The organism is Rhodococcus sovatensis (assembly GCF_037327425.1).
Lineage (GTDB): Bacteria > Actinomycetota > Actinomycetes > Mycobacteriales > Mycobacteriaceae > Rhodococcoides > Rhodococcoides sovatense.
Map to the genome: position 1 here is coordinate 5,807,204 of NZ_CP147846.1, position 23,360 is coordinate 5,830,563.

24 protein-coding genes and 1 pseudogene are annotated in these 23,360 nt (G+C 62.5%); 17 read left to right on the top strand and 8 right to left on the bottom strand.

Annotated features, from left to right (window positions below):
• Positions 1–7 precede the first annotated feature (7 nt).
• The 12 genes from WDS16_RS27150 (at position 8) to WDS16_RS27205 (ending at position 11,314) form a co-directional block, all read left to right on the top strand.
• A complete protein-coding gene (locus WDS16_RS27150; RefSeq protein WP_338889243.1) occupies positions 8–520 on the top strand; it encodes a flavin reductase family protein in 513 nt (170 codons plus the stop codon).
• Complete coding sequence (locus WDS16_RS27155) at positions 517–1,566, top strand: 3,4-dihydroxy-2-butanone-4-phosphate synthase (protein WP_338889245.1); 1,050 nt, start codon at positions 517–519, stop codon at positions 1,564–1,566. Before WDS16_RS27150 ends, WDS16_RS27155 begins: the two co-directional genes overlap by 4 nt.
• A gap of 10 nt (positions 1,567–1,576) precedes the next feature.
• Complete coding sequence (locus WDS16_RS27160; protein WP_338889247.1) at positions 1,577–1,921, top strand: cupin domain-containing protein; 345 nt, start codon at positions 1,577–1,579, stop codon at positions 1,919–1,921.
• 291 nt (positions 1,922–2,212) lie between these two features.
• Positions 2,213–2,359: a hypothetical protein gene (locus WDS16_RS27165; protein ID WP_338889249.1), complete on the top strand. Its 147-nt coding sequence runs from the start codon at positions 2,213–2,215 to the stop codon at positions 2,357–2,359.
• Between the two features lie 496 nt (positions 2,360–2,855).
• A complete protein-coding gene (locus WDS16_RS27170; RefSeq protein ID WP_338889250.1) occupies positions 2,856–3,914 on the top strand; it encodes an NAD(P)-dependent alcohol dehydrogenase in 1,059 nt (352 codons plus the stop codon).
• Positions 3,911–5,410: a sugar ABC transporter ATP-binding protein gene (locus tag WDS16_RS27175; protein WP_338889252.1), complete on the top strand. Its 1,500-nt coding sequence runs from the start codon at positions 3,911–3,913 to the stop codon at positions 5,408–5,410. Before WDS16_RS27170 ends, WDS16_RS27175 begins: the two co-directional genes overlap by 4 nt.
• Positions 5,411–5,413: 3 nt before the next feature.
• Positions 5,414–6,460 carry an ABC transporter permease gene (locus WDS16_RS27180; protein WP_338889254.1) on the top strand — a complete coding sequence of 349 codons (1,047 nt, stop codon included), beginning with the start codon at positions 5,414–5,416 and terminating at the stop codon, positions 6,458–6,460.
• Between the two features lie 28 nt (positions 6,461–6,488).
• A complete protein-coding gene (locus tag WDS16_RS27185) occupies positions 6,489–7,496 on the top strand; it encodes a sugar ABC transporter substrate-binding protein (RefSeq protein ID WP_338889256.1) in 1,008 nt (335 codons plus the stop codon).
• Between the two features lie 76 nt (positions 7,497–7,572).
• Positions 7,573–9,105, top strand: a complete 1,533-nt coding sequence (locus tag WDS16_RS27190) for a xylulokinase (RefSeq protein WP_338889258.1) — start codon at positions 7,573–7,575, stop codon at positions 9,103–9,105.
• Positions 9,102–9,785 (top strand): hypothetical protein, encoded by a 684-nt coding sequence (locus WDS16_RS27195; RefSeq protein WP_338889260.1) that lies wholly within the window; start codon positions 9,102–9,104, stop codon positions 9,783–9,785. Before WDS16_RS27190 ends, WDS16_RS27195 begins: the two co-directional genes overlap by 4 nt.
• Positions 9,782–10,306: a 6-phospho-3-hexuloisomerase gene (gene hxlB / locus WDS16_RS27200; protein ID WP_338889262.1), complete on the top strand. Its 525-nt coding sequence runs from the start codon at positions 9,782–9,784 to the stop codon at positions 10,304–10,306. Before WDS16_RS27195 ends, hxlB begins: the two co-directional genes overlap by 4 nt.
• Before the next feature lie 48 nt (positions 10,307–10,354).
• Positions 10,355–11,314, top strand: coding sequence for a sugar-binding transcriptional regulator (locus WDS16_RS27205; RefSeq protein WP_338889264.1), 960 nt, complete (start codon positions 10,355–10,357; stop codon positions 11,312–11,314).
• Positions 11,315–11,341: 27 nt separating this feature from the next.
• Here the strand turns inward: WDS16_RS27205 and WDS16_RS27210 are convergent, their stop codons facing one another.
• Positions 11,342–11,509 (bottom strand): hypothetical protein, encoded by a 168-nt coding sequence (locus WDS16_RS27210; protein WP_338889266.1) that lies wholly within the window; start codon positions 11,507–11,509, stop codon positions 11,342–11,344.
• Positions 11,510–11,612: 103 nt separating this feature from the next.
• Between WDS16_RS27210 and WDS16_RS27215 the strand changes: the two are divergent.
• Positions 11,613–12,540 (top strand): annotated as a pseudogene (locus WDS16_RS27215) (IS5 family transposase).
• Here the strand turns inward: WDS16_RS27215 and WDS16_RS27220 are convergent.
• From WDS16_RS27220 to WDS16_RS27235, 4 genes are all read right to left on the bottom strand, one after another.
• A complete protein-coding gene (locus WDS16_RS27220; RefSeq protein ID WP_422395728.1) occupies positions 12,537–13,001 on the bottom strand; it encodes a hypothetical protein in 465 nt (154 codons plus the stop codon). The pseudogene WDS16_RS27215 and the gene WDS16_RS27220 sit on opposite strands and share 4 nt — an antisense overlap.
• Positions 13,001–13,552: a hypothetical protein gene (locus WDS16_RS27225; RefSeq protein WP_338889269.1), complete on the bottom strand. Its 552-nt coding sequence runs from the start codon at positions 13,550–13,552 to the stop codon at positions 13,001–13,003. The genes WDS16_RS27220 and WDS16_RS27225 overlap by 1 nt, the downstream gene beginning before the upstream one ends.
• Positions 13,553–13,671: 119 nt before the next feature.
• On the bottom strand, positions 13,672–15,099 hold the full coding sequence (locus WDS16_RS27230; RefSeq protein WP_338889270.1) for an aldehyde dehydrogenase family protein: 1,428 nt from the start codon (positions 15,097–15,099) through the stop codon (positions 13,672–13,674).
• A gap of 151 nt (positions 15,100–15,250) precedes the next feature.
• A complete protein-coding gene (locus WDS16_RS27235; RefSeq protein WP_338889271.1) occupies positions 15,251–16,324 on the bottom strand; it encodes an AraC family transcriptional regulator in 1,074 nt (357 codons plus the stop codon).
• Between the two features lie 151 nt (positions 16,325–16,475).
• Between WDS16_RS27235 and WDS16_RS27240 the strand changes: the two genes are divergently transcribed.
• The 4 genes from WDS16_RS27240 to WDS16_RS27255 all read left to right on the top strand — a co-directional run bounded on the left by WDS16_RS27240 (position 16,476) and on the right by WDS16_RS27255 (position 19,855).
• Positions 16,476–17,825, top strand: a complete 1,350-nt coding sequence (locus tag WDS16_RS27240) for a flavin-containing monooxygenase (protein ID WP_338889273.1) — start codon at positions 16,476–16,478, stop codon at positions 17,823–17,825.
• Between the two features lie 122 nt (positions 17,826–17,947).
• Positions 17,948–18,736, top strand: coding sequence for an SDR family oxidoreductase (locus WDS16_RS27245; protein ID WP_338889274.1), 789 nt, complete (start codon positions 17,948–17,950; stop codon positions 18,734–18,736).
• A 69-nt stretch (positions 18,737–18,805) separates the two neighbouring features.
• The gene (locus tag WDS16_RS27250; protein WP_338889276.1) at positions 18,806–19,141 is read left to right on the top strand and encodes a carboxymuconolactone decarboxylase family protein; all 336 of its coding nucleotides are present in this window, start codon (positions 18,806–18,808) and stop codon (positions 19,139–19,141) included.
• A 126-nt stretch (positions 19,142–19,267) separates the two neighbouring features.
• Entirely contained in the window at positions 19,268–19,855 is a 588-nt protein-coding gene (locus tag WDS16_RS27255; protein WP_338889279.1) for a TetR/AcrR family transcriptional regulator, read from the top strand.
• Positions 19,856–19,898: 43 nt separating this feature from the next.
• Here WDS16_RS27255 and WDS16_RS27260 read toward each other — a convergent pair whose 3' ends face one another.
• From WDS16_RS27260 to WDS16_RS27270, 3 genes are read right to left on the bottom strand one after another with little or no spacing between them, the layout of a single operon-like run.
• A complete protein-coding gene (locus tag WDS16_RS27260; RefSeq protein ID WP_338889281.1) occupies positions 19,899–20,828 on the bottom strand; it encodes an alpha/beta hydrolase in 930 nt (309 codons plus the stop codon).
• Complete coding sequence (locus WDS16_RS27265; protein ID WP_338889284.1) at positions 20,825–21,748, bottom strand: SDR family oxidoreductase; 924 nt, start codon at positions 21,746–21,748, stop codon at positions 20,825–20,827. Before WDS16_RS27265 ends, WDS16_RS27260 begins: the two co-directional genes overlap by 4 nt.
• Positions 21,741–23,294, bottom strand: a complete 1,554-nt coding sequence (locus WDS16_RS27270; protein ID WP_338889286.1) for an NAD(P)/FAD-dependent oxidoreductase — start codon at positions 23,292–23,294, stop codon at positions 21,741–21,743. The genes WDS16_RS27265 and WDS16_RS27270 overlap by 8 nt, the downstream gene beginning before the upstream one ends.
• Between the last annotated feature and the right edge of the window lie 66 nt (positions 23,295–23,360).

A 23,360-nucleotide genomic window follows, 5' to 3' on the forward strand; every position in this document is an offset into this window, starting at 1 on the left:
AGCCGTCATGCCGCTTCCCGAATCACTGGACGCGATCACCGGGGACACCGACTCGCGCGCCCTGAGGGGCACCTATGGGTGCTTCCCTTCCGGCGTCATCGCTCTCGCGTCGATGAGGGGAGGTGCTCCGGTGGGTCTGGCGGCCAGTTCCTTCACTTCGATCTCGGTGTCGCCGCCGATCGTCATGGTATCCGTGCAGTCCACGTCGACCACGTGGCCGTTGTTGGCCGATCGACCGGCGCTGGGATTGTCGGTGCTGAGTTCGCACCAGGGAGCACAATGCCGCCAGCTGGCCGGCCCGAGTGCCGACAGATTCTCCGGCGTGGCCTGGACGAGCACGGAAGCAGGAGCCGTACTGCTCGACGATGCGCTGGCGTGGTTGGTGTGCTCGATCGATCGGGTCATCCGTGCCGGCGACCACGAGATCGTGCTGCTTCGCGTGCACCAGCATGCGGCCGAGTCGGGTGCACCACTAGTGTTCCACGGGAGCATTTTTCGCAGTCTGACGGCGATCTCGTGATAGCCGACTTCAGGCCCGCTTCCGCGGGACTCGGGCTGGTCGCCCGCGCAACTGCGGAGCTCGGCGAAGGGCGTCCGGTCGTCGTTGTCGACCGGAGCCTGCACGCCGGGCTCGGAGCTGCAGTTGTGCTGCTCGCAGCTGAACTCGCGACGCCGCATTGGACGTCCTGGATCATCGGTCACACCTCGGGCCTGCTGTTTGCGCCGCTGGCGTCCTCGCGGGCCGATGAATTGGGCCTTCCGCCGATGGTCGAGACGCATATTTGGCAGACCCTGGGCTCGACCGTAGCTGTGGACGCCGCCTCCGGAATCGGTACCGGAATCAGCGCAGTCGATCGAAGCCGTACGGCGAGGGTCCTTGCCGATCCCTCGTCCACAGCGCAGAGCCTCATTAGGCCCGGCCACGTCATTCCGGTTCGCGCGGATCCTCGCGGCGTTCTCGGTCGCACAGGCTTCGCCGAGGCCGGGGTCGACCTGTGCACATCGGCCGGCCTTCAGCCTGTCGCCCTATTGTCCGACCTCGTCAACGACGACGGTTCGCTCTGTACCCCGGCCGAAGCTTGCGAGTTCGCCAGCCGGATGGCAGTTGCCCTGGTCGAAGTCGACGACGTGTTCCTTCATCAGCTTTACAGAGGCAGTGCCCAACCGAACCGACTGTCGGCCAGTGCATCCGGCAAGCGTTGTATCGCCGGAACCAAGTACGCCGAGCGGACCTATAGTGACGCAGTCATCGGCAGTGAGCACACTGCCTTGACTATCGACGACGGCTCGCGCTCGGCCTACTTTGTCCACGTGGAATGCGAACACGTGGATGTATTCGACCGCATCGCCTGCGGCTGTGAGGCGAGTCTGTCTCAGTCTCTGGCGTCTGTTGCCTGCGACGGGGGAGCGCTCGTGTACCTGCGCCGAGGTATTAACGGGAAACGTATCGACACGCGGTTCTACACGACTGCGTTCGACGCCATTCGAGTTGACCTGCAAGAACATTCCTTGACTTCCAGTCCGGCAACGACCTCGTGGGTATGGTCGGAAAAATCGAACAATTGATGAGGATCTCTTGAACACAACACATCCCGTGCGTTCGATCCGGCTCGACTCGGAGTCCACGTGGATCCCGCGAACGATCAACGGAAAGCATCTGGGCGACAACGTCTTTTTGACGACGGTAGCCGAGGATGGCGTCAAATCGACGGCATGGAGACACGAACCGGACGCGCCGCTCCCGTACGAGCTACCCAACGCAGGCGAGCATTTCTACATCCTCGACGGCGAAGCGGTGATCACACCGGCGGACGGTGACGCGATCACGGTGTCAGCTGGTGACATGGTATTCGTGCCCAAGGGCTTCATCGGAGTCTGGGAAACCACCCGCGCACTGACCAAGTTCTCGGTGACCGTCTGATCCCCACCACCACGATATCGGAAAGCGATCGAAACGCATATCTCGAAATACCCCGACTGGGTGTTCTCAGTATCAACAGGACAACGAAAGGTCCGGTGACGGTACCGACGTGGTTCGAGCACATCGACGGGGCGCTTCGATTCACTTTGGGCGGGAGTAGCTATCGCGCCACAGTCCTCCGTGCGGCCACTTGCGCCACGTTGCTCGTGCACAACATGCTCACCCGTATTCGTATCTGATGTCCGAAGGCCGGTCGAAATCCGCAATCGGTCGATCGATGATGCGCACCGAATGGCCGCGAGATACATCGGAACCGAAGCGGCAGACCACTATGTGCTCGGAATCAAGAAGGACGGGCTCATCGCAACCCTGACGCCCGAGCAGTGGTTCTCGGTACCGCGAACTGGTGCTGCGAACTCCGAGCCGATCCTGCGATGAACCGTCCGGCACCCTTCTCCTGATCTTTGCACCGCGGATCGTAGAGGACGGCGCTGACGCGGATAGCCCTCGGCCGCCAGTCCGATGTCGCGGCCACACTGTAACTCTCCGAGTCGGTCTCGCCCGGATCTCAGGGTCTGGGCGCGTCGATCTTCTGCGAGATGCTCAGAGCCGTACCCCGTATCGGCTTCGCAGGGAATACAGAAGGCCCAGGCGGTGGTCACCGTCGTGCGCGCCGCGCTTTGGACCAAGTCGATCATCGACCCCGCGTCCCAGCCGACATCGTGCTGGAGATACCGAGATAGCGAAACTTGTGAGCACACCGCGCTCTGACGAGCGCGAGGCTTGACATGTGAGCGGATCATCTGCATGATCCACCTCACATGCATTTGAGCGTCCTGCGTCACAAGTGAGCGCGAATGAGACTCGGTGAGCCTCATTACGCGAACGGTAGCGGGATCTCGACGGGTCTGGACCACAAGCACGGAGATGGATCATGACAACGAAGACTGGTGTGCCGTCGACGATGACGGCAAGTGTGCTGCGTGCGCTGGGCGACATCGCACTCGAGGAACGCCCCGTATCCAGCTGCGCGCCTGACGAAGTGCTGGTCGAGGTCGCAAGCGTCGGTGTCTGCGGGTCGGACACGCACTACTATCAGCACGGTCGAATCGGCGACTACGTCGTAAACGGTCCGTTGGTGCTGGGGCACGAGGTGAGTGGCCGGATCGTTGCGATCGGATCGCAGGTGGATCCGGCCAGGATGGGCGAGCGGGTCGCGATCGAGCCGCAGCGCCCCTGCCGCACCTGCGCATTCTGCCGCGAAGGGGCGTACAACCTCTGCGCGAAAATGCAGTTCTATGCCACCCCGCCGATCGACGGTGCGTTCTGCGAATACGTCGTGATCCAGGACGACTTCGCCTACAGCGTCCCCGACACCATCAGCGACCATGCTGCTGCGTTGATGGAACCCTTGTCGGTGGGAATCGCCGCCGCTCAGAAGGGCGGAATCAAGGTCGGTGACACCGTGCTGATCGCGGGAGGCGGGCCGATCGGTGTCATCTGCGCTCAGGTTGCCCTCGCGTTCGGTGCCGCCGACGTCGTGGTTGCCGATATCGACGCCGGTCGTCGTGAGCTCGCGACAAAATACGGAGCGCGCGTCGTCGACCCCACCTCCGAATCCACCGAAAGTCTCGCAGCGCACGTCTTCATCGATGCGTCAGGCGCGACGCAGGCCATCACGAACGGATTGCGCTCGCTTCGTTCGGGAGGTACGGCTGTGTTGGTCGGGAGCGCAGACACGATCCCGTTGTCTGTGCCGGACATCGCGATGCGCGAGATCAACGTCACCGGGACCTTCCGGTACACCAACACCTGGCCGATCGCGCGGTCTCTGCTGCTTTCCGGCCAGGTCGATCTGGATTCGCTCGTCACGCACGTGTACGGCATCGAACAGGTCGAGCAGGCACTGACCGCGCGGGACGGCGGTCTCAAGCGCATCGTGGTGCCGTCGATCCGACGCGTCGACGATCCTGCGGTGGGAGGTCCGGCATGACCGGGTCGCTGCTGTCGGTGACGGGCATCGCCAAGTCATTCCCTGGGGTGAAGGCGCTCGACGGTGTCTCCTTCGATGTTCGGCCCGGCACCGTGCATGCCTTGTGCGGGGAGAACGGAGCAGGAAAATCCACCTTGATGAAGATCATCAACGGGATCTACCAGCCCGACGCCGGAACGATCTCCATCCGCGGCGAGAAGGTACAGATCAAGAGTCCGATCGAGGCCCGCGCCCACGGCATCGCGATGATCGCGCAGGAGCTCAACTACGTTCCGGACATCACCATCGCCGAGAACTTCTTCCTCGGGCGGCTGCCGCGTCGGGTCGGCCGAGTGGACTGGTCGTTCATACGCAAGGAAACCACCCGCATCTTGCGCGACGAGGGCCTGACCTACTCGCCGAATCGACGCATGAGCAGTTTGACGGTGTCCGAGATCCAGATGCTCGAAATTCTGCGAGCGGTGTACCACAGCGCCGAAATCCTTATCATGGATGAACCGACTTCGGCCATCGCACATCGCGAGGTGGAGTCGTTGTTCCGCAAGATCCGTGCGCTGCGCGAACAGGGTAAGTCGATCATCTACATCTCCCACAAGATGGACGAGGTGTTCGAGCTCGCCGACGACATCACCGTGCTGCGGGACGGTGCCGTCGTCGAAACTCAGGAAGCCTCGGCGATCGACCTGCACGGCGTCATCGCACAGATGGTTGGACGCGACCTCGATCACCAGCAGTATCCGAAAGATCATGTCCAGATCGGCAAGACGATGTTCAAGGCCACCGGTCTCTCGCGCCAGCACATGTTCACCGGTATCGACCTCGAAATCAGAGCAGGTGAGATCGTCGGACTCGCGGGACTGATCGGGGCGGGACGCAGCGAGGTCATCCGCTCGATCTTCGGCCTCGATCCGCTCGATTCGGGAACGGTCGAGGTCGATGGCGACGTGGTCGCGTTGAGCACACCGAAAAAGGCCATCGATCACGGTGTTGCGATGCTCTCCGAGGATCGACGGCTCGTCGGCATCGTTCCGCAGCTGAGTATCAAGAAGAACGCCACTCTGGCGACCATGAAGAAGGTCGTCCACGGCGGACGCACGCATCGCCGAGCCGAAGAAGAATTGGTTCGTGAGTACTTCGACAAGATGAACGTGAAGGCACCGAGCACGGAGACCCGAATCGACACGCTCAGCGGCGGCAACCAGCAGAAAGTACTGCTGGCCCGGTGCATGATCGCAAACCCGAAGATTCTGCTGCTCGACGAGCCGACCCGTGGAATCGACATCGGCGCGAAGTTCGAGATCTACAAGATCATGAACGATCTTGCCCGGCGAGGTTGCGCGATATTGATGATCTCTTCCGAGCTGCCGGAGCTGATCGGAATGTGCGACCGGATCTACGTCATGTCCGCCGGTCGATTGACCGGCGAGCTCGCGCGGGGCCACTACGACCAGGAAACCATTCTGAAGTACGCCATGAACGAAAACGAGGTGGCCTGAGCCATGTTGGCCAAACTGAAGGCATTCGACGCAAGTCGCTACTCCATCTTCATCATCCTGGTCGCGGTGTGTGTTGCCGCGAGCATGCTCAATCCCAACTTCATCGGCACCGACAACGTATTGAACGTGCTTCGCCAGGTCGCGGTCATCACGATTCTGGCCTACGGCGCCATGGTGCTGATCATCGGCAAGATGATCGACCTGTCCGCGGGGGCTGTCATGGCGTTTGCCGGCGTGGTGTCGATCATGGTCTACAAGTCATCCGGCAGCCTGCTGCTGGCGCTGATCGCGGGCATTCTCGTCGGTGTCGCCTGCAACATGGTCAGCGCTTTTCTCGTTGCGACACTGAAGACACCCGCGTTCATCGTCACCCTCGGCATGATGATGGTCGCGCGCGGTGCCGTCCTGCAGCTGACCGCCGGACAGAACGTCCTCGAGCTCGATCGGTTCGTCATCTTCGGCCAGGGGACCCTCGGGTGGCTACCGATCCCGACGTTGTTTCTGATCGTGGTCACCGCCGTGGTCTGGTATCTGATGACCCAGACCCGGTTCGGGCGGTCGGTGTACGCGGTCGGTGGCAACGAGGAAGCTGCGCGCGCAGCCGGCATCGCCGTTGACCGCGCCAAGTACAAGGCGTTCGCCCTCAACGGAGTACTCGTCGGATTGGCCGGCGTCATATTCATGTCTCGAGTCAACGCTGGATTACCCAATGCGGGAGTCGGGTACGAGTTGCAGGCCATCACAGCCCCGATCATCGGTGGCACCAGTTTCTCCGGCGGAGTCGGCACCACCTTCGGCACGCTCGCCGGTGCCCTCATCGTCGGCGTCCTGAGCAACATCATGAACCTCACCGGCGTCGGGTCTTACATTCAGCAGATCGTGATGGGTCTGATCATCGTGGTCGCCGTCGCCTACGACGTGTTCAGCAAGCGGGGCAAGAAGACCACCGTGATACTCACACCGCCCGATTCGACCGAGCACACCCAGAACCCCACCTCGACGCAGAAGACACCGATACCGCCGGCGGCATCCCGAGCGACCCGGCCCTGACCTCACCCGCGATGTGGAAAGAAGCTCGATGAAGAATTTCTTGCGTAAGCACCGGCTTGCCGCCATCACGGCCGTTGCGGCTGTAGGGCTGTCGGGATGCTCGATCACCATCGGCAACCCGGTTGCCGATCCTCCCGGTCCCTGTCAGCCTCAGGACAGCTACCGCGTGGCGTATGTTGCTCGGGCACAGGTCGATTCGTTTGCTGCCTGGTTGGCCAACGAGATGAAAGGCGAAGCCGAGAAGTATCCGGACATCTCGCTCGACGTCTTCGACGGCCAAGCCGACGACGAAGTCGAGAACCGCATGATCGAAAACGCGATCGCCAACAAGTACGACGCGATCATCGTCCAGGCGAACAACGGTGAGGCACAACGACCGTACATCGAGGCATCGGCCGAACGTGGGATCGTCACCATCACGACGAACCCGAAGGTCGATGGCATCGACGGTGCGTCCTCGGTCGACTCCAACCCCTATGACCAAGGTGCCGTCGTAGCGCAGCAGGCGCTGACAAAGATCCCGCAGGGAGCCAAAGTCGTCGTGCTCGACGGCCCGGGCGGCAACTATCACAGCATCCAGCGACGCCAAGCCTGGCAGACGGAGTTCTTCGACAAGCGGCCGGACGTCACGGTTGTCGCAGAGAACATCGCGAACTGGAACAAGGACGAAGGTCTTCGCCTGATGGAGGACTGGTCGCTGTCCAACCCCCAGATCGATGCCATCGTCTCGATGAACGACAACATGGCCACCGGCGCACTCGAGGCGGTCAAGGGCAAGCCCGCTTTCGAGAACATCCTGTCTTTCGGTGTGGATGGAACACCCGAAGCGGCGATGCTCGTCGCGAACGGCGATATGACCGCCACTGCTCTGCAGAACGCAATCGAACTGGCGCAGCTCAACATGAAATCTGTGCACGAACTGCTCAGCTGCGAGAAGGACACCCTGGACGTCACCATCGGGAATCCACTGATCATGCAGGACAACGCGTCCGAGTTCGTCGACATGTATCGCGACGCGGGTCTGGTCGACAACTGACCGGTCCGTCTGCCCGACGAGTTGGCGACGTTCCGACGAGCTAGCTCGAGATATCGAAGTACCGAGAGGACCAGACATGGGTGTCGTTGCTGGAGTAGACAGTTCGACGCAATCGTGCAAAGTGGAGCTTCGCGACCTGGACGACGGCTCCCTGCTGGGGCGCGGTTCGGCACCGCATCCTCCGGCGTTCGCGCCGTGCAGCGAGCAGTCGCCGGTCGATTGGTGGACTGCATTCGAAAGAGCGTTCGGCATTGCCGTCACGGCGGCAGGAATAGCTGCTGATGACGTCACCGCACTGTCTGTCGCAGCGCAGTGTCACGGTCTGGTTGCGCTCGCGGACGACGATTCGGTGATCCGGCCGGCGAAGTTGTGGAACGACACCACCTCGGCGCCTCAGCTGAATCACTTACGCGAGTCGATCGGTGAACAGGCGTGGATAGCGGCGGTCGGGTCGCTGCCGACGGCAGCGTTCACCCTGAGCAAGATCGCCTGGCTGCGCGAGGTGGAACCCGCCGCGTTCGACCGCCTGGCACGGATCTGCCTGCCTCACGACTGGCTCACCCGTGAGCTGACGGGTGCCCACGTCACCGACAGATCCGAGGCATCGGGAACCGGCTATTACAGCACTGCGCGGGGCCGGTATCTCCTCGAGTATCTGCAGCTGATCGACCCGAACACGGAGTGGGCGAACGCAGTGCCGCGAGTTCTCGGGCCGGACGACGCCGCAGGCACCGCGTCCACGGTTGCCGCACGCCGTCTGGGAGTGCGTCCGGAGGCTCTCGTCGGAGCGGGCGGCGGAGATCAGCATGCCGCTGCTCTCGGACTTGCCGTCGAACCCGGCGATGTGGTCTATTCCATCGGCACCTCGGGCGTCGTCTACACGGTCTCACCCGACCCCGTGTTCGACCGTACCGGAACGGTCGACGGCGTCGCCGACATGGCTGGGGGCTACCTTCCCCTGGTCTCGACGCTCAACGCCGCGCGTGTAACCGACTGGGCGCAAGGAATTCTCGGGGTCGATCACGCCGGGGCTTCGACGATGGCACTGGCCGCAGAATTCGGCCGTGCGCCTGTTCTCGCCGCATTCTTCGACGGCGAGCGCAAGCCCAATCGTCCCGATGCCACCGCCACACTCGGTGCACTGACCGCGGCCACCACTCGTGAGGACATCGCGCGGGCTGCCTTCGAGGGGGTGCTCATGGGTCTTGTTCGTGGTCAACACAGCATGAACTCGGCTGGTGTCGCCACCGACGGCCGCGTCGTCATCACCGGCGGCGGGTCACGATCGCCCGCGTACCGCCAAATTCTCGCCGATCTGACCGGGCGAGAAGTAACGGTGGCAGACCCGGTCGACGCGGATGAGGCTACTGCGCGTGGTGCGGCAATCCAGGCCGCGGCGGTGGCCACAGGAGGTGCCGTCATCGACGTCCGACGTGCCTGGGCCCCGCGCAGCCACGTGGTGGCGGAACCGGCCGCCCATAGCGAGGACACCCGGCGGGAACTTTTCGAGCGTTACATGCGCGTCGCGGATTGGGATGGACTCGACGTCACGTCCCGGTCGTCGACTTCGGGGCCGTTCGCTCGATCCAACGGGCCGAGTCCGACGTGAGTGCACTCCCACGGCCAGGGGGCAGTCGAGCTCTGGAGTTCAATGTCGTTCTGGCCGAACGGTTTTCCGTGACCGATGGTGCCGAGCTTGCGGGCAGTCTGTTCGCCGTTCCCGAACGCGAGCGTGCTGCTGCCGCTGCGATGTTGAGCGACCGCGGGATCTGGATTCACGCGGACGTGTTTCCCGACGCCGACATGGGCGTGAGCCTGGACCTGATCACCCGAATGGTCGACGACGGAATCGGACCGGTCGACGTACACCTACTATCCGTCGGTGCTCTCGATGCCCTGGACGTGGTGTGCCGGCCCGGCATCGCCCGCGTCACGTTGCCTTTCGAGGGCATCGGCGACGTCGAATCCTCTGCGTGGCGGGTGCGGACTGCGGGTGCCCGTCCATGGCTGGCCGTGTCACCGGGGACGCCGTTCGACGACTATCGGCAGCAACTCCAGTACGTCGACGGAGTGCTGGTGATGCTCATCGAACCCGGCACCAAAAACTCGGCCGACCTGACGCAACTGACCAAACTCGAGCGAAGTCGACAGAATTGCACTACCGGAGTCGACGGTGGAGTCGATGAGGAAAACCTTGGACGCATCCTGGCCGCGGGGACCGAGTACGTCGTCATCGGCCGTCGACTGTTCACGAACCCGAAGTGCCGAACAGAGGGAGAGCGACTGTGAATTCACTCGGCCTGGTGGGCGACGAGATCAGCCACACGCTGAAATCCATCGAACCCGAGGCGGTCGTCGCGCTCACTGAGGCGTTCGCCGACCGTGGACGCAGGTGGTTCGTCTCCGGTCAGGGGCGGTCTCGTCTGGTGGCAAGTATGACGGCGATGCGCCTGATGCACGTGGGTTTCGACGTGCACGTGACCGGCGAGGTGACCGCCCCGGCCATCGCGGCAGGGGACTCTCTGATGATGCTGTCGGCATCGGGTGCGACCCCGGTTTCCGTGCACTTGGCCCAACGTGCCGCTGACGTCGGTGCACGCGTTCTGGCGCTGACCACTCGGCCGGACAGTGAACTTGCCGGTGTCGCCGACATCGTCGTTGCGATAGCGGCCGATCGCAGTCGCCAGTTCGGCGGTTCGTTGTTCGAGCAGGCCGCTTTGCTACTGCTAGACGCGCTGGTTCTCGAGCTCACCGAAGACGACCCGACATCCTTCGAGCGCATGCGCGCACGCCACACCAATCTGGAGTAGATCGACTCATCGTGCTCGTCTGGCTCGTCTGTCGTCTATGATGCTCATGTGAGCGAACAGCGGGGGAGCGCAGATTCTGTGAGGCCAGGGCCGAACGACCTTCTGCAGCAGGCTCTCGTCGCTCGACGGTACTACCTCGAAGGACGAACCCGCGTACAGATCGCCGACGAGTTCGGTGTTTCGCGATTCAAGGTCGCCAGGCTACTCGACGACGCACTGGCGACCGGAATGGTCGAAATCACGGTTCACACGCCGGATTCGATCGATGTGGAACTGTCCGCCGCGCTCAAGCGCCAGTATGGGCTCGAGCACGCCTACGTGGTGTCGTCGAAGTCGCCGAACACGGCCGACCGTGTGGACGCCGTGGCCAGGGCGACCGCAGACCTACTGGCCTCGATAATTTCGGCCGACCACGTACTCGGCGTCGACTGTGGACGAACGCTGTCTCACGTAGCCGGTCACCTGAACACCCTTGCTTCGTGCGACATCGTGCAGTTGACCGGCTCGGCCGGTGCGATCACCGCTAATTCTGCCGAACTCGCCCGTCGCATGGCCGAAATCGGCGGCGGGCAATGCTGGTCGATGTATGCACCGCTCGTGGCACCTGACGAGCGGACGGCGACCGCATTGAGCCGTGATCGTCAGATCGAGCTCACGCTCGCGAAACATGAATCGATCACTCATGCGATTGTCTCTGTGGGCAGCTGGCAGCCGGGCGCTTCGCAAGTGTACGACTCCCTCGTCGGGGACGAGGCGGCTGCTCTGCGACGCGATGGTGTGACGGCGGAAACGTGCGCGCTACTCGTGGACCGAAATGGCAAGCGAATCAAAGTAATCGACGATCGCAGAATCGGCATCGGCGAAAGCACTCTGCGTGCGATCCCGACAGTGATCGCGATCGCGGCAGGGCGAGAGAAGACGGATTCGACGCGCGCCGTTCTGGCGTCACGTCTGGTGACATCAATCGTCACCGACACAGAGATTGCGGCGGCCTGCCTCTCGCGCTGAGCGTTGACCCCGGAGCCGACGGATACCTCAGCTGCGGCCCACTCCGAGACGAGATCGGAGCTTGTGCAGGGGACCGGTGCGGCTGCGGTTCGTGTCGAGCCCGCGGGCTACGACGGTCTCGAAGAGCTTCGGGGTACGAGCGTCGAGCAGTCGTTGTACCGCGGGAATGCGGGTCAGTTCGTTGGTTGCTCTCAACGCCAGAACTGCGGCGGAGACGGCGATCTCGGCTGGCCGATCCGGTTCGACGCCTAGAGCGTGTCTCCCAAATTTGAGAGGTGCTGTCAGCGATGATATTTCGATGACGCGCGTGGGAGTGATCAGTGACGAGTTCTGGGAGATCGTCGAGCCAGTGATACCCACCGACGTGGGAAAACGTGGGCGGCGGTTCGCCGAGCACCGGCGAATTCTGGAGGGCATCGCATACCGATTCCGTACCGGGTGTCCGTGGCGAGATCTGCCGGAGGACTTCGGTCCGTGGCAGACGGTGTGGAAACGCCACCACCGATGGTCCTTCGATGGCACCTACGACGAGATGCTTGCCGCGGTGGCCGAGGTGTTCGGTCTCGACCCGGAAGAACTCGACGGCGATATCGGGGCGGTGCTCTCGATCGACTCGACCAGCGTCCGGGCGCATCAGCATGCGGCCGGTGCGCGAGCCGACACTCTCACAGGGGGCCTTGTCGAATTACAAGAAATCCGTCGACGAACCCGCTGACCACGCGTTGGGTCGATCTCGCGGAGGATTCACCACGAAGATCCATGCACTGACCGACCTGACGTGCTCGCCGGTGACGATGCTGCTGACCGGTGGGCAAGCCGGGGACAATCCACAGTTGGTGCCGTTGCTCGATGCCCACCGAGCTGCCGGTGGGGACCAGGACTACCGATTGCTCGCCGACAAGGCGTACACCCATCCCAGTACCCGCACCGAACTGCGTCGCCGCAAGATCAAACACACCATTCCCGAGCGCAGCGACCAGAAGCAGCGACGGGCCGACAAGGGGTCCGCCGGTGGTCGTCCACCGGGTTTCGATCCGACGATGTACAAGCACCGCAACACCGTCGAGCGTGGCTTCGGGCGGCTCAAACAGTGGCGTGGTGTGGCCACTCGATATGACAAGTACGCCATGACATTCCTCGGGGGCGTTGTCCTGTGCGCGGCAGTTCTGCACTCCCGCAACCACAACCACCGCCCGGCGATGAAAACGAAAACGGACCCAATTTAAGAGACACGCTCTAGGTCGGTTGCGACATCTCTGCCCGGCAGCGTCCCGACGTGTTGCTCGCGGAGGAACCGGCGAACTAGGGCTGCATGAATTCTTCGAGGCATCCGCAGTTCCCGTAGCCCGGCGAGTCCGTCGATCATGTCGTGGGTGATCTGGCGGGAGTCCGTGCCCGGCGCGTACAGGTACTGATGCATACGTTCGGCCAACCTGAACTCTTCCTCGGGGGTGTTGCCGAGCAGTTCGGCGTTCGCCCCTTCGAGCCTTGTTATCCAGCGCCACATCAGGTTGAAGCTGGCCTCCTCTTCGGCGGTTGCCAGACCACCGACGGAGCGAATGATCTCGACTCGGTACGTGCCGAAGATGTGGGCACAGGACGCGGTCGCGAGTTGGCTGATCGGGGCACCCTCGGTGTAGTCCCAGCGGCCACCGCGCTCGATTCCGAGTCGAATCATTGTGTGCATCAAGCGAATTCGTACCCAATGCTCCCAGCTTGCACCGCCTGGACGCATCCCGTCGACGTCGAGAGCCCCGATGAATCCTCTCGCGGTTTCCCAGTAGCGACGACGGAACACCATACCCGGGTCGGTGAGCGTCCGGTGCTACCCATCACCGTCGCGGTCGCCGGGTCGATATAGGTGAATGCCAGCCCGCCATGAAACCCCAGGAGCATGCCCAACGGATTGCGGTTGCCCATCCGTGCGCCTGATTTCATGAGGTCGAAGTCGGCCCATTCCGGGACCGATTCGACGTCTGCGAAGAAGGCGACCGCGGCGGGCAAACCGCTCGTCTCCTGCGAGCGAGCCGAGAGGAACAGGTCACCTCCCATGAGTTTGCGCTCACGCATATCCGAAATCAGATCCTCGGCCAGCGGGTCGCCTACGTGCCCCCATGCCTCGATGTCGACCGCATCGGGTGCAGTGCCACTGACATGGCCCGGCGTCCGGGCGAGCGCGGTGACGCGCGCTATCCGTGCTGTCATGTCGGGGTTCGTCAGGGTGGGAACCGTGGTCATGAAGAATCCCGTCGTGGAGTGAGCCGAGTAGTGAGCGCCACCGATCACAGGATATATAGCGACTGCTATTTCGGTTGTCAATGGGACAGTACAGGCTCTGGCTGCGCACCGTAAACCCGTCACTCGGTGTGAATCCAGATCACCTTCTCGCGGCTCCATTGGCGCATTGCCGCGAAGGATTTTTCGGAACCGCCGAAACCGGACTGCTTCCATCCGCGAAAAGGTGTGGTGATGTCGCCTTCGCTGTAGTCGTTGACCGACACGACCCCGGCATCGATTCCGCGGGCGAGTCGCATCGCCGTATCGATGTCGCGACTCCAGACCGATGCCGCCAGGCCGTAGATGGTGTCGTTGGCTCGCTCGATGGCGTCGGATTCGGACTCGAATGTCTCGATGGTCACCACCGGACCGAACACTTCCTCCCGCAGAATTCGGGCGTCGGTGGGAACGTCGACGAGCACCGTCGGTGGGTAGAAGTGACCACCGGAATTCGTTCGGACGAACCGTCCACCGGTCAGCAGGCGGGCCCCTGCCTCGATCGCCTCGTCCACGATCGAGCCGACTCGATGCGCCGCTATCGCATCGATGAGTGGTCCGACCTGAGTCGTGGGCAGTGACGGATCGCCGATCGTCATACGTTGTGCCGCATCGACGAATCGTGCGGTCAACTCATCGGAGATACTCCTGTGCAATAGGATTCGTGATCCCGCGGTGCAATTCTCGCCCATGGTCAAGAAGGCCGATTCGATCATGGTGTCTATCAACCGGTCGCCGAACGTCAGGGCATCGGGCATGACTATCTGCGGATTCTTCCCGCCCATTTCCAGGGTGACTCGCTTGAAATTGCTCTGTGCGGCAGCGCAGAGGATCGACCTGCCGGTTGCAGTCGATCCAGTGAACGAGAGTGCATCGACGCCGTGGTGCCGTGCCAAGGCATCACCGGCGACTGCGCCGGTGCCGGTGATTACCGTCAGTACGTCATCGGGGAGCGCGGCCTCCCTCGCGAGCCGTGCAACGTGCAACATCGAATGCGGTGTTGCTTCAGCAGGTTTGACGACCAAGGAGTTTCCGGCTGCCAGTGCAGGGGCAAACTTCCAGGCCGCCATGGCGAGCGGATAGTTCCAGGGAAGTATGGCGGCACCGACACCGATCGGTTGGCCGATCGCCAATCCCATAGAGTGCGGCCCCGACGGCGAGACCGCGCCGTAGAACTTGTCCGTGCCTTCAGCGAACCAGCGCACCGCCTCGATCGCCGACGGCACGTCGTTCTCCCGACATTCGGTGATCGGTTTGCCTGCATCACGGCACTCCATCTGAGCCAACTCTTCGCCGTCGCGTTCCATCAGGTCGGCCAGACGCATCAGCACCCGGGCTCGATCGCGTGGACTTCGGTGCGACCACGCTCCGCGGTCGAATGCCTTTCGTGCGCGGAGCACGATCGCGTCGACGTCCTCGGCGGTGGCGTCGGGAACCTCGCCGACCGATGATCCGTCGGCAGGATCGACTATCTGTAGGGTCGCTCCGGCATGTCGATTCATTGTGGTCATCACTGCTCACGATCTGCTGAGGGTGCATCGGGAGGGGATGCGGTTCGAGGGGTCAACTTCGTCAAGTTTATCGGTGGACCCACTGCATTCGGCAGGGATCAGCAGGCCGCGCGAGGGGCGTCAGCGGCCACACCGTTTCGGTGCTCGCCGCTCAGGTCGGCGAGGTTCGACGCACTATGGTTCGAAGTTCGGACGGGGTCACGGAGAACCATCGCGCAATCGCTCGACGCAGCGTGCGCTCATCGGAAAACCCCACTTGCCTGGCAATCTCGCGAAACGTCGTGGTATCGCGGCGCTGGAGAAGTTGTTCGACCCGGGTGCGACGGATTCCGTCGACCAGCGATTCGAACGTCGTGTCGCACTCGGCCAGCCTCCGACGAAGTGTCCGTGAGCTCATGTTGCGGCGCTGTGCGCACTGTTCGAGGGTGGGAACCGAAGGAAGCGCCTGACCGATGGACACTTCGAGTCCTTCGAGTAGATCCTGCTGAACCGTTCGAGACGCCGATGCGGCCTCGACCATCATCAGGGCCGCCGCGCAGGTCCATCGGTCGCGGCCGGGCATCGGCGTAAGGGATCGACTGCGCGAGTACAGGATCCGATTGACCGGGGCCCCGAATGTAACCGAGCAGCCGAACACTGCGGCGTAGTCCGCAGAATGCGGAGGTGGGGGGAATCTCAAGGACACACTGGCCGGTGTGCAGTGAGAACCGATCGCGCTCCGCACGACCGACACCACGCTGGACAGTCCTTCGTCGACGAGGAAGATGCCGACGTCGGGCGCGATTCCTGGATCGGGAAGTGACACCTCCAGCGCCAGATCGTGGCCATGCTCGTGCTGGGTCCACCTGACCATGGCACCGGTTGCGTTTTGATACCGAACCCCAACCGACACAGCCTCTTCGAGGGTCTGACTGGTGAGCAGGGCCAGTCCGACCACACCCCACGACGTGGCCTGCTGCGCAGTGCCGACGGACAGGCCCAACCCCGAATCGCCGGTGGCAGCGATGGCGTCGTGGATCACCGAGCTGCCCTGGCGATAGGAGGTGCGTAGGTCCACGGCGTCGAGCACCGAGGAGGTCAGGCCGACGGCGTCGAGGGCAGGTTGCAGATCGAACCCGCGTCGCTCGAGTACGAGTGCAAGGTAGCGCAGGATGCTCGGCGGAATCGTGGCCGAGGTGCTACGACTGATTCCGCTTCGGTCTTCGGGACCTGCGTCCGGGTACATGCCCGGCAGGCTACACCCGCTCGGCCATCGTTGTGGCCGGGCAAGACCGGTAGCTGTCCCGGTAGGTCCTGGTTGCCCGTGTTCCTCGTCGTTAGCGTGGCAATACCGGACACCTACCCGTGACAACACCTCGCCAGCAGAAGGAACTGCCATGTCGCTCGCTTCAGCCGAACTTCCGGATACTCCGAGTAAAGGAGCCACGGTGTTGGTCATCGGGGCCGGCCCCGCGGGTCTTGCCGCTGCCCGAGCGTTGGGCGCGCGGGGGTTGCGTTACGACCATGTCGAGAGGTATGCCGATATCGGAGGGTTGTGGGACATTGCGCGCACCGACGGGCCGCTGTACAGCTCGGCGCATTTCAACTCGAGTCGAACCCTGTCGGCTTACAACGACTTTCCGTTCGACGATACCCTGCCCGACTATCCCCGGCACGATCAGGTTCTCGACTATCTGCGGGCTTTCGCCGCGCGTCACGATCTGGTCGACCGAATTCGGTTCGGGGTATCCGTCGAATCGATCGAGAAGGCTTCGGATGGGACGTGGACTGCCGCGTTCGACGACTCGACTTCGGCGTCGTATTCCGCGGTCGTGTGCTCCTCGGGCTCCCAGTGGACTGCCAATATGCCCGATATTCCCGGACGCTTCACGGGTGACGTTCGGCATGCGATGACGTACCGGGATCCTGCCGAGCTGCGCGGCAAGCGGGTACTGGTGGTCGGGGCGGGCGCGTCCGGTTGCGATATTGCGACCGACGCTGCACACCACGGTGACGGGGCGGCCATCAGTATGCGACGGGGATACTGGTTCATTCCCAAGCACGTGTTGGGTGTCCCGGCGGATGTATTCGGCTCCAGCGGTCCGCATCTACCGATATGGTTGCAGCAGAGAGTGTTTCCTCTTCTACTGCGGTTTCTTCAAGGCGATCTGACCAGACTCGGCCTGCAGAAGCCCGACCATAAGATCTTCGAGGTGCATCCGACTGTCAATTCCACTGTGGTGCATCATCTTCAGCATGGTGACCTGACGGCATATCCCGCGATCGCTTCGGCGTCGGGCCGAACCGTGTCGTTCGTCGATGGAAGGTCGGCCGAGTTCGATCTCATCCTCTGCGCGACCGGCTACCGCCACACCATCGACTACGCCCAGAAGTACTTCGGGAACCAGCAGCATCCGGATCTGTATCTGTCCACATTTTCCCGCGTACACCACAATCTCTTCGGAGTCGGCTTCGTGGAAACGAATTCGAGCGCATTTCCACTGTTCGACACCATGGCGCAGATGGTCGCCGGCTACCTCGACGATCAGGTCAGGCGTCCTGCCGAGGCGCGGAAGATGGCGGACCTGATCCGCACCGACCGTCCCGACCTCAGTGGTGGGATTCGCTTCGATGCAGCACCTCGCCACGTCGGCTATGTCGACAGTGCACCGCTGCATGCCTATTTGGACCGGTTGATGCACTCTATGGGCTGGGGTTCGGAGGCGCACCGACACGCTCCCCGGTAGTTCGGATTCGGGCCCGTGGTCTGCGAGAGGGCGGTACCGGGAGGGCCGGGGTTGACCCGAGAATCCTTCCGCGCTACGCTACCAACCATCTAGTAGGTAGATACGCGAGTGGGAGATGCGCAATGAGTCAATTCGAGAATCGCAAGTTGCTGGTCGTCGGTGGAACCAGTGGTATCGGCCTGGAGACGGCTCTGATGGTGGCGCAGCAGGGCGGGAGCGTCGTCATCGTCGGGAGCCAGGCGACCAAAGCCGAGGATGCGCGCGCGCAGTTGGAGCGGGTTGCAACGGCAGGCAAGATGTTTGCGCTGACCGCTGATCTGCATTCTGCCGAGAGTGTGCGGACGCTGATCGAAACGTTGCGGAATGAGCACGGTGACATCGACATGCTGGTCAACTCGGCAGGCATCTTCTACCCGGTGTCGTTTCTCGAGCACACCGAGAAGGACTACGACGCCTTCCTGAGTATCAACAAGGCCTTCTTCTTCATCACTCGTCATATCGCCGAGTCGTTGGTGGAGCAGGGCAAGCCCGGATCCATCGTGAACGTCACTGCTACCGCTGCCAAGCAGGCCATCGAAACCGTCCAGGCAACGTCATACTCCATGGCCAAGATCGGCCTCGAGGCCATGACGAAGCATGTGGCAATGGAACTGGCAAAAGATAAGATTCGCGTCAATGCAGTGGCACCGGCAATCGTCGAGACCAGAATTTTCGAGCGGTTCATCCCCGGCGACAAGCTCGACGATGCAATGGCCGAATTTCATAGTCTTCATCCGATCGGCCGGAACGGTACCACCGAGGATGTCGCCAACACTATCGTATTCTTGTTGTCCGACAAGACTTCCTGGGTCACCGGTGCCGTCTGGGATGTCGACGGCGGCATGATGGCCGGACGGATGCTCGCGAAGTAGATCGCGACACGCGATACAGCTCGACATTTTCGACTCAGTCAGTATACCAATCCAGAAAAGAGACGTGATATGACGAACGAATGGCAAGACCGACTCAAGGGTCTGATCAAGAGCACCGGTGGTTTCAAGAAAGCGGCACCTGAGGTGGCCCATGCTTTCCATGCGTTCGAGGAGGCGACGCGGGCGAGTGACGTGCTCGACGCCAAGACGCACGAGCTGATTTCGCTGGCCGTGGCCGTGACCACTCGATGTGACGGGTGTATCACCGCGCATGCCTTGGCTGCGAAGAAGGCCGGGGCAACCGAGGCGGAGGTCGCTGCGGCACTGGGAACTGCGATATCACTCAATGCCGGTGCAGCGTATGTGTATTCATCGAAGGCCCTCGACGCTTTCCAGTCGCTGTGACCGCGGCATCGCAGGCGACGCCGGCCTAGAGATCGTTTGATTGGTTCGTCTTCGAGCGGGCGTAGTAGGTCCGGCTTCGACTGGGCGCGATGCACAGGTCGGAACCGATCAGGGAAGAATGGTGGCATGTCCGTCTCGAACACCCGTGATGCGCTCATCGAATCGACCGAACAGCTGATCAGGTCGCGAGGTTACTCGGCGTTCAGCTACGCCGATTTGGAGAAGCAGGTCGGGATACGCAAGGCAAGCATCCATTACCACTTCCCGACGAAAGAAGATCTCGGCGTCTGTGTGGTGGAGACGTACCTCGAGCGGTTGCAGGCCGACCTTGCTGCGTTCGATGCCGCCGGTGCCGACGCACTGACGCGGCTCGGGGCCTTTGCCGAGGCTTTCACTCAGGCCAGGGCCTCGAGTCAGCTGCCTCTGTGCGGGGCGTTGGCGTCGGAAATGACGCTGCTGCCCGGCCGGATGCAGGCACTGACGACAACGTATCTCGAGACGCAGGCCCGCTGGATCGAGAAGACGATCGTGACAGGCATAGCCGACGGGGACATCCCTCCGATCGGCGACGTGGAACAGCGCACCTTCGAGATACTGAGTCTGCTCGAAGGCGCGAGCTTCGTGAGTTGGGGGCTCGGTGCCCGGCACGACGTCGACTCGGTTGCGATCGAGCGGGTTCTGGGCATCGACCCGTCGAAGGCAAACAAGCAATAGCAGGTCTCGACCGCGCCGGGCGAGCGTGTCAGCTCGTTTTCGTCTACGTCGATCCCACCGGCATCGATACTGCAGCCACAAGCGTGCCGATTTCGGCAATGACCGCATCACGGGCCTCATACGCGCTCGGGATACGGTCCGCGAAGTCGATCCATCCATGGGTGAGGCGCGGAAATGGCAGGTAGTGCGTGCGAACTCCGCTCTCGATCAGACGTTGCGCATACTTCTCACCTTCGCTGCAGAGCGGGTCGAACCCCGCCGTCGTGACGAGAGTCGGCGGCGCACTGCGCAGATCTTCGGAGAGCAAGGGTGCAAGCCGTCGGTCGACCGAATGCGTGCCTGCATACGAGTTCCAGAAGTAGTGCATTTCGCTGAGGTCGAGCCCGTAGCCGTCGAGGGGGCCGGGCCCCGGCCGGTCTTGATCGGGAGCTGCCAGTGCCGGATAGATGAGGGCTTGCGCGTCGACCGGGCATCCCGCGTCCACACGGACCTGGGAGACCGCCGCAGCGAGGTTTCCACCGGCGCTGTCACCGGCAACCACAATCCGATGCGACAGATTCTGCAGGTATTCGACCACGGACAGGCAATCGTCAAGTGCAGCGGGGAAAGGATGCTCGGGCGCAAGACGATAGTCCACCGACACGACATGCAGCCGCAGCTGGGATGCCACTGCGCGAGTGAATCGGTCGGTACCCTCCGGGCTTCCGGTGACCCAGCCCCCTCCGTGGAAGTAGACCAGAACCAGGCCCGGGTCGGACTCGACCGACGGAAGATACTGCCGAACCGCGACCTCGCATGTCGCCGGGAGCACTTCGTCGGTGATCACCCCGTCGAAATCCGGTGCAGGGTCCCGAAAATAGTCGATGTAGTCGGCGTAGTCCGCGCGCATGGCCGATAGGTCCCTGCTGCCGCCGTCGGACCCGCGAATCACTTCGAAGACGGCAGCGAGATCGGGTTCAGGAGTCTCGGTCATCGCGGTGCACCGACCGCGGCATCGCTGGGGGTCTCGCTGTTCGAGAGCCGTGTATTCGACAGCGTGGTGGTGATCCGGGTGAACGCCGAACTCGCGGCTTCGACAACATCGATGACCTTGTGATAGTTACTGGGGAAGATTCGCGCCACCAGATCGGGAATCTTGGCACTCGCTCCGATCAGCACGCGGGGGCGACGTCGCGCGACCCCGTCCATGATCGTGCTGGCTGCAGTCTCGGCGCTGATCGTCAGGATGCTCTCGAACTCCAGGCTGGCGCGCCGCGCCGCCGCTGCTTCCTCGGTGGTCATCAACGACCCAATTCGAGCCTGCCGTGCAATGTTGGTCTTGATGCCGCCCGGATGTACGCAGGTGACACCGACTTCGGTCCCGGCAAGCTCGGCTCGGAGTCCTTCGGTAAACCCACGGATGCCGAATTTGCTTGTAGCGTAGGGAATATTTTGGGCGGGCGCAACAAGTCCGAATACGCTCGAGACGTTGACGATGTGCGAACCGGGGTTCGACAGCAGGCGGGGCAGCAGCGCGCGGGTAAGCAGAATGGGTGCACCCAGATTGATGTCGATCAGCCAGTCGAATTCTTCCTCGCTGATCTGCTCGAATGCGCCGGTCATTGCGACGCCGGCATTGTTCACCAGCAGTGAAAGTTCGGTGAATTCGACGGCCAGCTTGTCTCCGAGTTCACGGGTGGCCGCGCGATCGGAAAGGTCGACTGTGAACAGGGAGACCGTGCTTCGAGGGCACTGGGTGCTGACGATCGACGACGTGTCCGCGAGGCCAGCCGAGTCCCGGTCCAGAAGAACCAGGTTCATCCCGCGCCCCGCGAGTGCTCGCGCCAACTCGCGGCCTATTCCACTCGCTGCACCGGTAATCACAGCGGTGCCGGAGAAGTCGAATTCACGCATGAGAGTGTCCTTTTCGTGGGGTAGATGGGGCCGGTACCGAAGCGAGTGGCGAGGATATGGAGGTGATGCGCTTTCCGAACAGCAGCTCCGTCTCCTCGTCCAGTTCCGATCTGAACATTTTGAGGTCGCGGAGATAGTTCTGGTGGAGCCGCCATGGCGTGCGATCGCCTTGACGCGGGAATGCCTCGACGGCTCTCTGCACGTATCCGGACTTCAAGTCCACGAACGCGCTTCCGATGGAAACCGAGGGCTTGATGGGGACCACGTAGTCGACGTCGCGGTCGGACAGGTGGTCGAGCATGGCGGCGATGCGTGCGCTGACGAGATCGGCCTTCAAGGTCCACGAGTTGTTGGTGTATCCCATCACCAGATTGAAGTTCGGCACACCCGAGAGCATCATTCCCTTGAACACCACGGTGTCGGGCAGGTCGACCTTCTCGCCGTCGACGGTCAGCTCGATACCACCGATCGGGAGCATGGTCAGGCCGGTGGCGCTGACGACGATGTCGGCTTCGATCAGTCGGCCGGATTCGGTCCGCACACCGGTGGCCTCGAAGCAGCCGACCGAATCGGTGACGATGTCGGCCTTTCCGCTCTCGATGCAGTCGAACAGGTCGCCGTCGGGTACCACACAGACTCGTTGATCCCACGGGTCGTAGGGGGGTGCGAAGTCCACGTCGACGGGGTAGTCCGGGCCGAGGCGTTTGACGGTGTCACGTCGGATGAGCCACCGGGAGATGGCCGGAAACTTCTTCGAAAGTTCGTAAGACACAACGTTCCCGACCACGTATTTCCAGAACAGGATCTTGCGACCCAGCTGCGGGGAGAGTAGCGCGGTGATCCTTTCGCTGAACGGGTCGACGGCAGGTACGGACACGATGTACGTCGGGGTCCGCTGCAGCATGGTGACGTGTTCGGCGTCCCGCGCGAGGTTCGGCACCAGGGTGATCGCGGTGGCACCGCTTCCGATAACCACGACCTTCTTGCCGGACCAGTCCAGGTCTGTCGGCCAGAACTGAGGTGTGACCATAGTTCCGTCGAATGTGTTCTCGCCCTCGAACGAGGGGCGGTGACCGTTGTCGTGGTCGTAGTATCCGGCGCACGCAGAGAGCCACCGACACCGAAAATACACGACGGCACCATCGGCGGCGCGTATCGCGGTGACGTCCCAGCGTGCCGTGCTGCTGTCCCAAGACGCGCCGATCACCTTGTGACCGTATCGAATCCGTTCCGCGACCCCGTATTCCGCAGCGGTGTCGCGAAGGTAGTCCAGGATGTCCGATCCGTCAGCGATCGTCCGATGTCCGGCCCATGGCCGGAACGAGTAGCCAAAGGTGAACATGTCGGAATCTGACCGAATCCCCGGGTAGCGAAACAGGTCCCAGGTTCCACCGAGGTCCGCGCGAGCCTCCAGTATTACGTAGGTGCGTTCGGGGCGATCCATCGTCATGTGGCAGGCGGCACCGATTCCGGAGAGGCCTGCTCCGATGATCACCATGTCGAGGTCGACGGGATCGTCGTCGTTCGGTCGAGATTGTCCTATCACGGGCGTTGTCCGTTCGTAGATGTTGTCGTTATTGGGCAGGCGGTGGGCGCGTGAGATCCCGGCGAT

What these genes read in the sequence shown, in the direction of transcription:
- WDS16_RS27150 (WP_338889243.1), top strand. Translation starts at nt 8, where the DNA reads ATGCCGCTTCCCGAATCACTGGACGCGATCACCGGGGACACCGACTCG.
- WDS16_RS27165 (WP_338889249.1), top strand. Translation starts at nt 2,213, where the DNA reads ATGGCCGCGAGATACATCGGAACCGAAGCGGCAGACCACTATGTGCTC.
- WDS16_RS27170 (WP_338889250.1), top strand. Translation starts at nt 2,856, where the DNA reads ATGACAACGAAGACTGGTGTGCCGTCGACGATGACGGCAAGTGTGCTG.
- WDS16_RS27175 (WP_338889252.1), top strand. Translation starts at nt 3,911, where the DNA reads ATGACCGGGTCGCTGCTGTCGGTGACGGGCATCGCCAAGTCATTCCCT.
- WDS16_RS27180 (WP_338889254.1), top strand. Translation starts at nt 5,414, where the DNA reads ATGTTGGCCAAACTGAAGGCATTCGACGCAAGTCGCTACTCCATCTTC.
- WDS16_RS27185 (WP_338889256.1), top strand. Translation starts at nt 6,489, where the DNA reads ATGAAGAATTTCTTGCGTAAGCACCGGCTTGCCGCCATCACGGCCGTT.
- WDS16_RS27190 (WP_338889258.1), top strand. Translation starts at nt 7,573, where the DNA reads ATGGGTGTCGTTGCTGGAGTAGACAGTTCGACGCAATCGTGCAAAGTG.
- WDS16_RS27220 (WP_422395728.1), bottom strand. Translation starts at nt 13,001, where the DNA reads ATGCACACAATGATTCGACTCGGAATCGAGCGCGGTGGCCGCTGGGAC.
- WDS16_RS27225 (WP_338889269.1), bottom strand. Translation starts at nt 13,552, where the DNA reads ATGACCACGGTTCCCACCCTGACGAACCCCGACATGACAGCACGGATA.
- WDS16_RS27230 (WP_338889270.1), bottom strand. Translation starts at nt 15,099, where the DNA reads ATGACCACAATGAATCGACATGCCGGAGCGACCCTACAGATAGTCGAT.
- WDS16_RS27235 (WP_338889271.1), bottom strand. Translation starts at nt 16,324, where the DNA reads ATGTACCCGGACGCAGGTCCCGAAGACCGAAGCGGAATCAGTCGTAGC.
- WDS16_RS27240 (WP_338889273.1), top strand. Translation starts at nt 16,476, where the DNA reads ATGTCGCTCGCTTCAGCCGAACTTCCGGATACTCCGAGTAAAGGAGCC.
- WDS16_RS27245 (WP_338889274.1), top strand. Translation starts at nt 17,948, where the DNA reads ATGAGTCAATTCGAGAATCGCAAGTTGCTGGTCGTCGGTGGAACCAGT.
- WDS16_RS27250 (WP_338889276.1), top strand. Translation starts at nt 18,806, where the DNA reads ATGACGAACGAATGGCAAGACCGACTCAAGGGTCTGATCAAGAGCACC.
- WDS16_RS27255 (WP_338889279.1), top strand. Translation starts at nt 19,268, where the DNA reads ATGTCCGTCTCGAACACCCGTGATGCGCTCATCGAATCGACCGAACAG.
- WDS16_RS27260 (WP_338889281.1), bottom strand. Translation starts at nt 20,828, where the DNA reads ATGACCGAGACTCCTGAACCCGATCTCGCTGCCGTCTTCGAAGTGATT.
- WDS16_RS27265 (WP_338889284.1), bottom strand. Translation starts at nt 21,748, where the DNA reads ATGCGTGAATTCGACTTCTCCGGCACCGCTGTGATTACCGGTGCAGCG.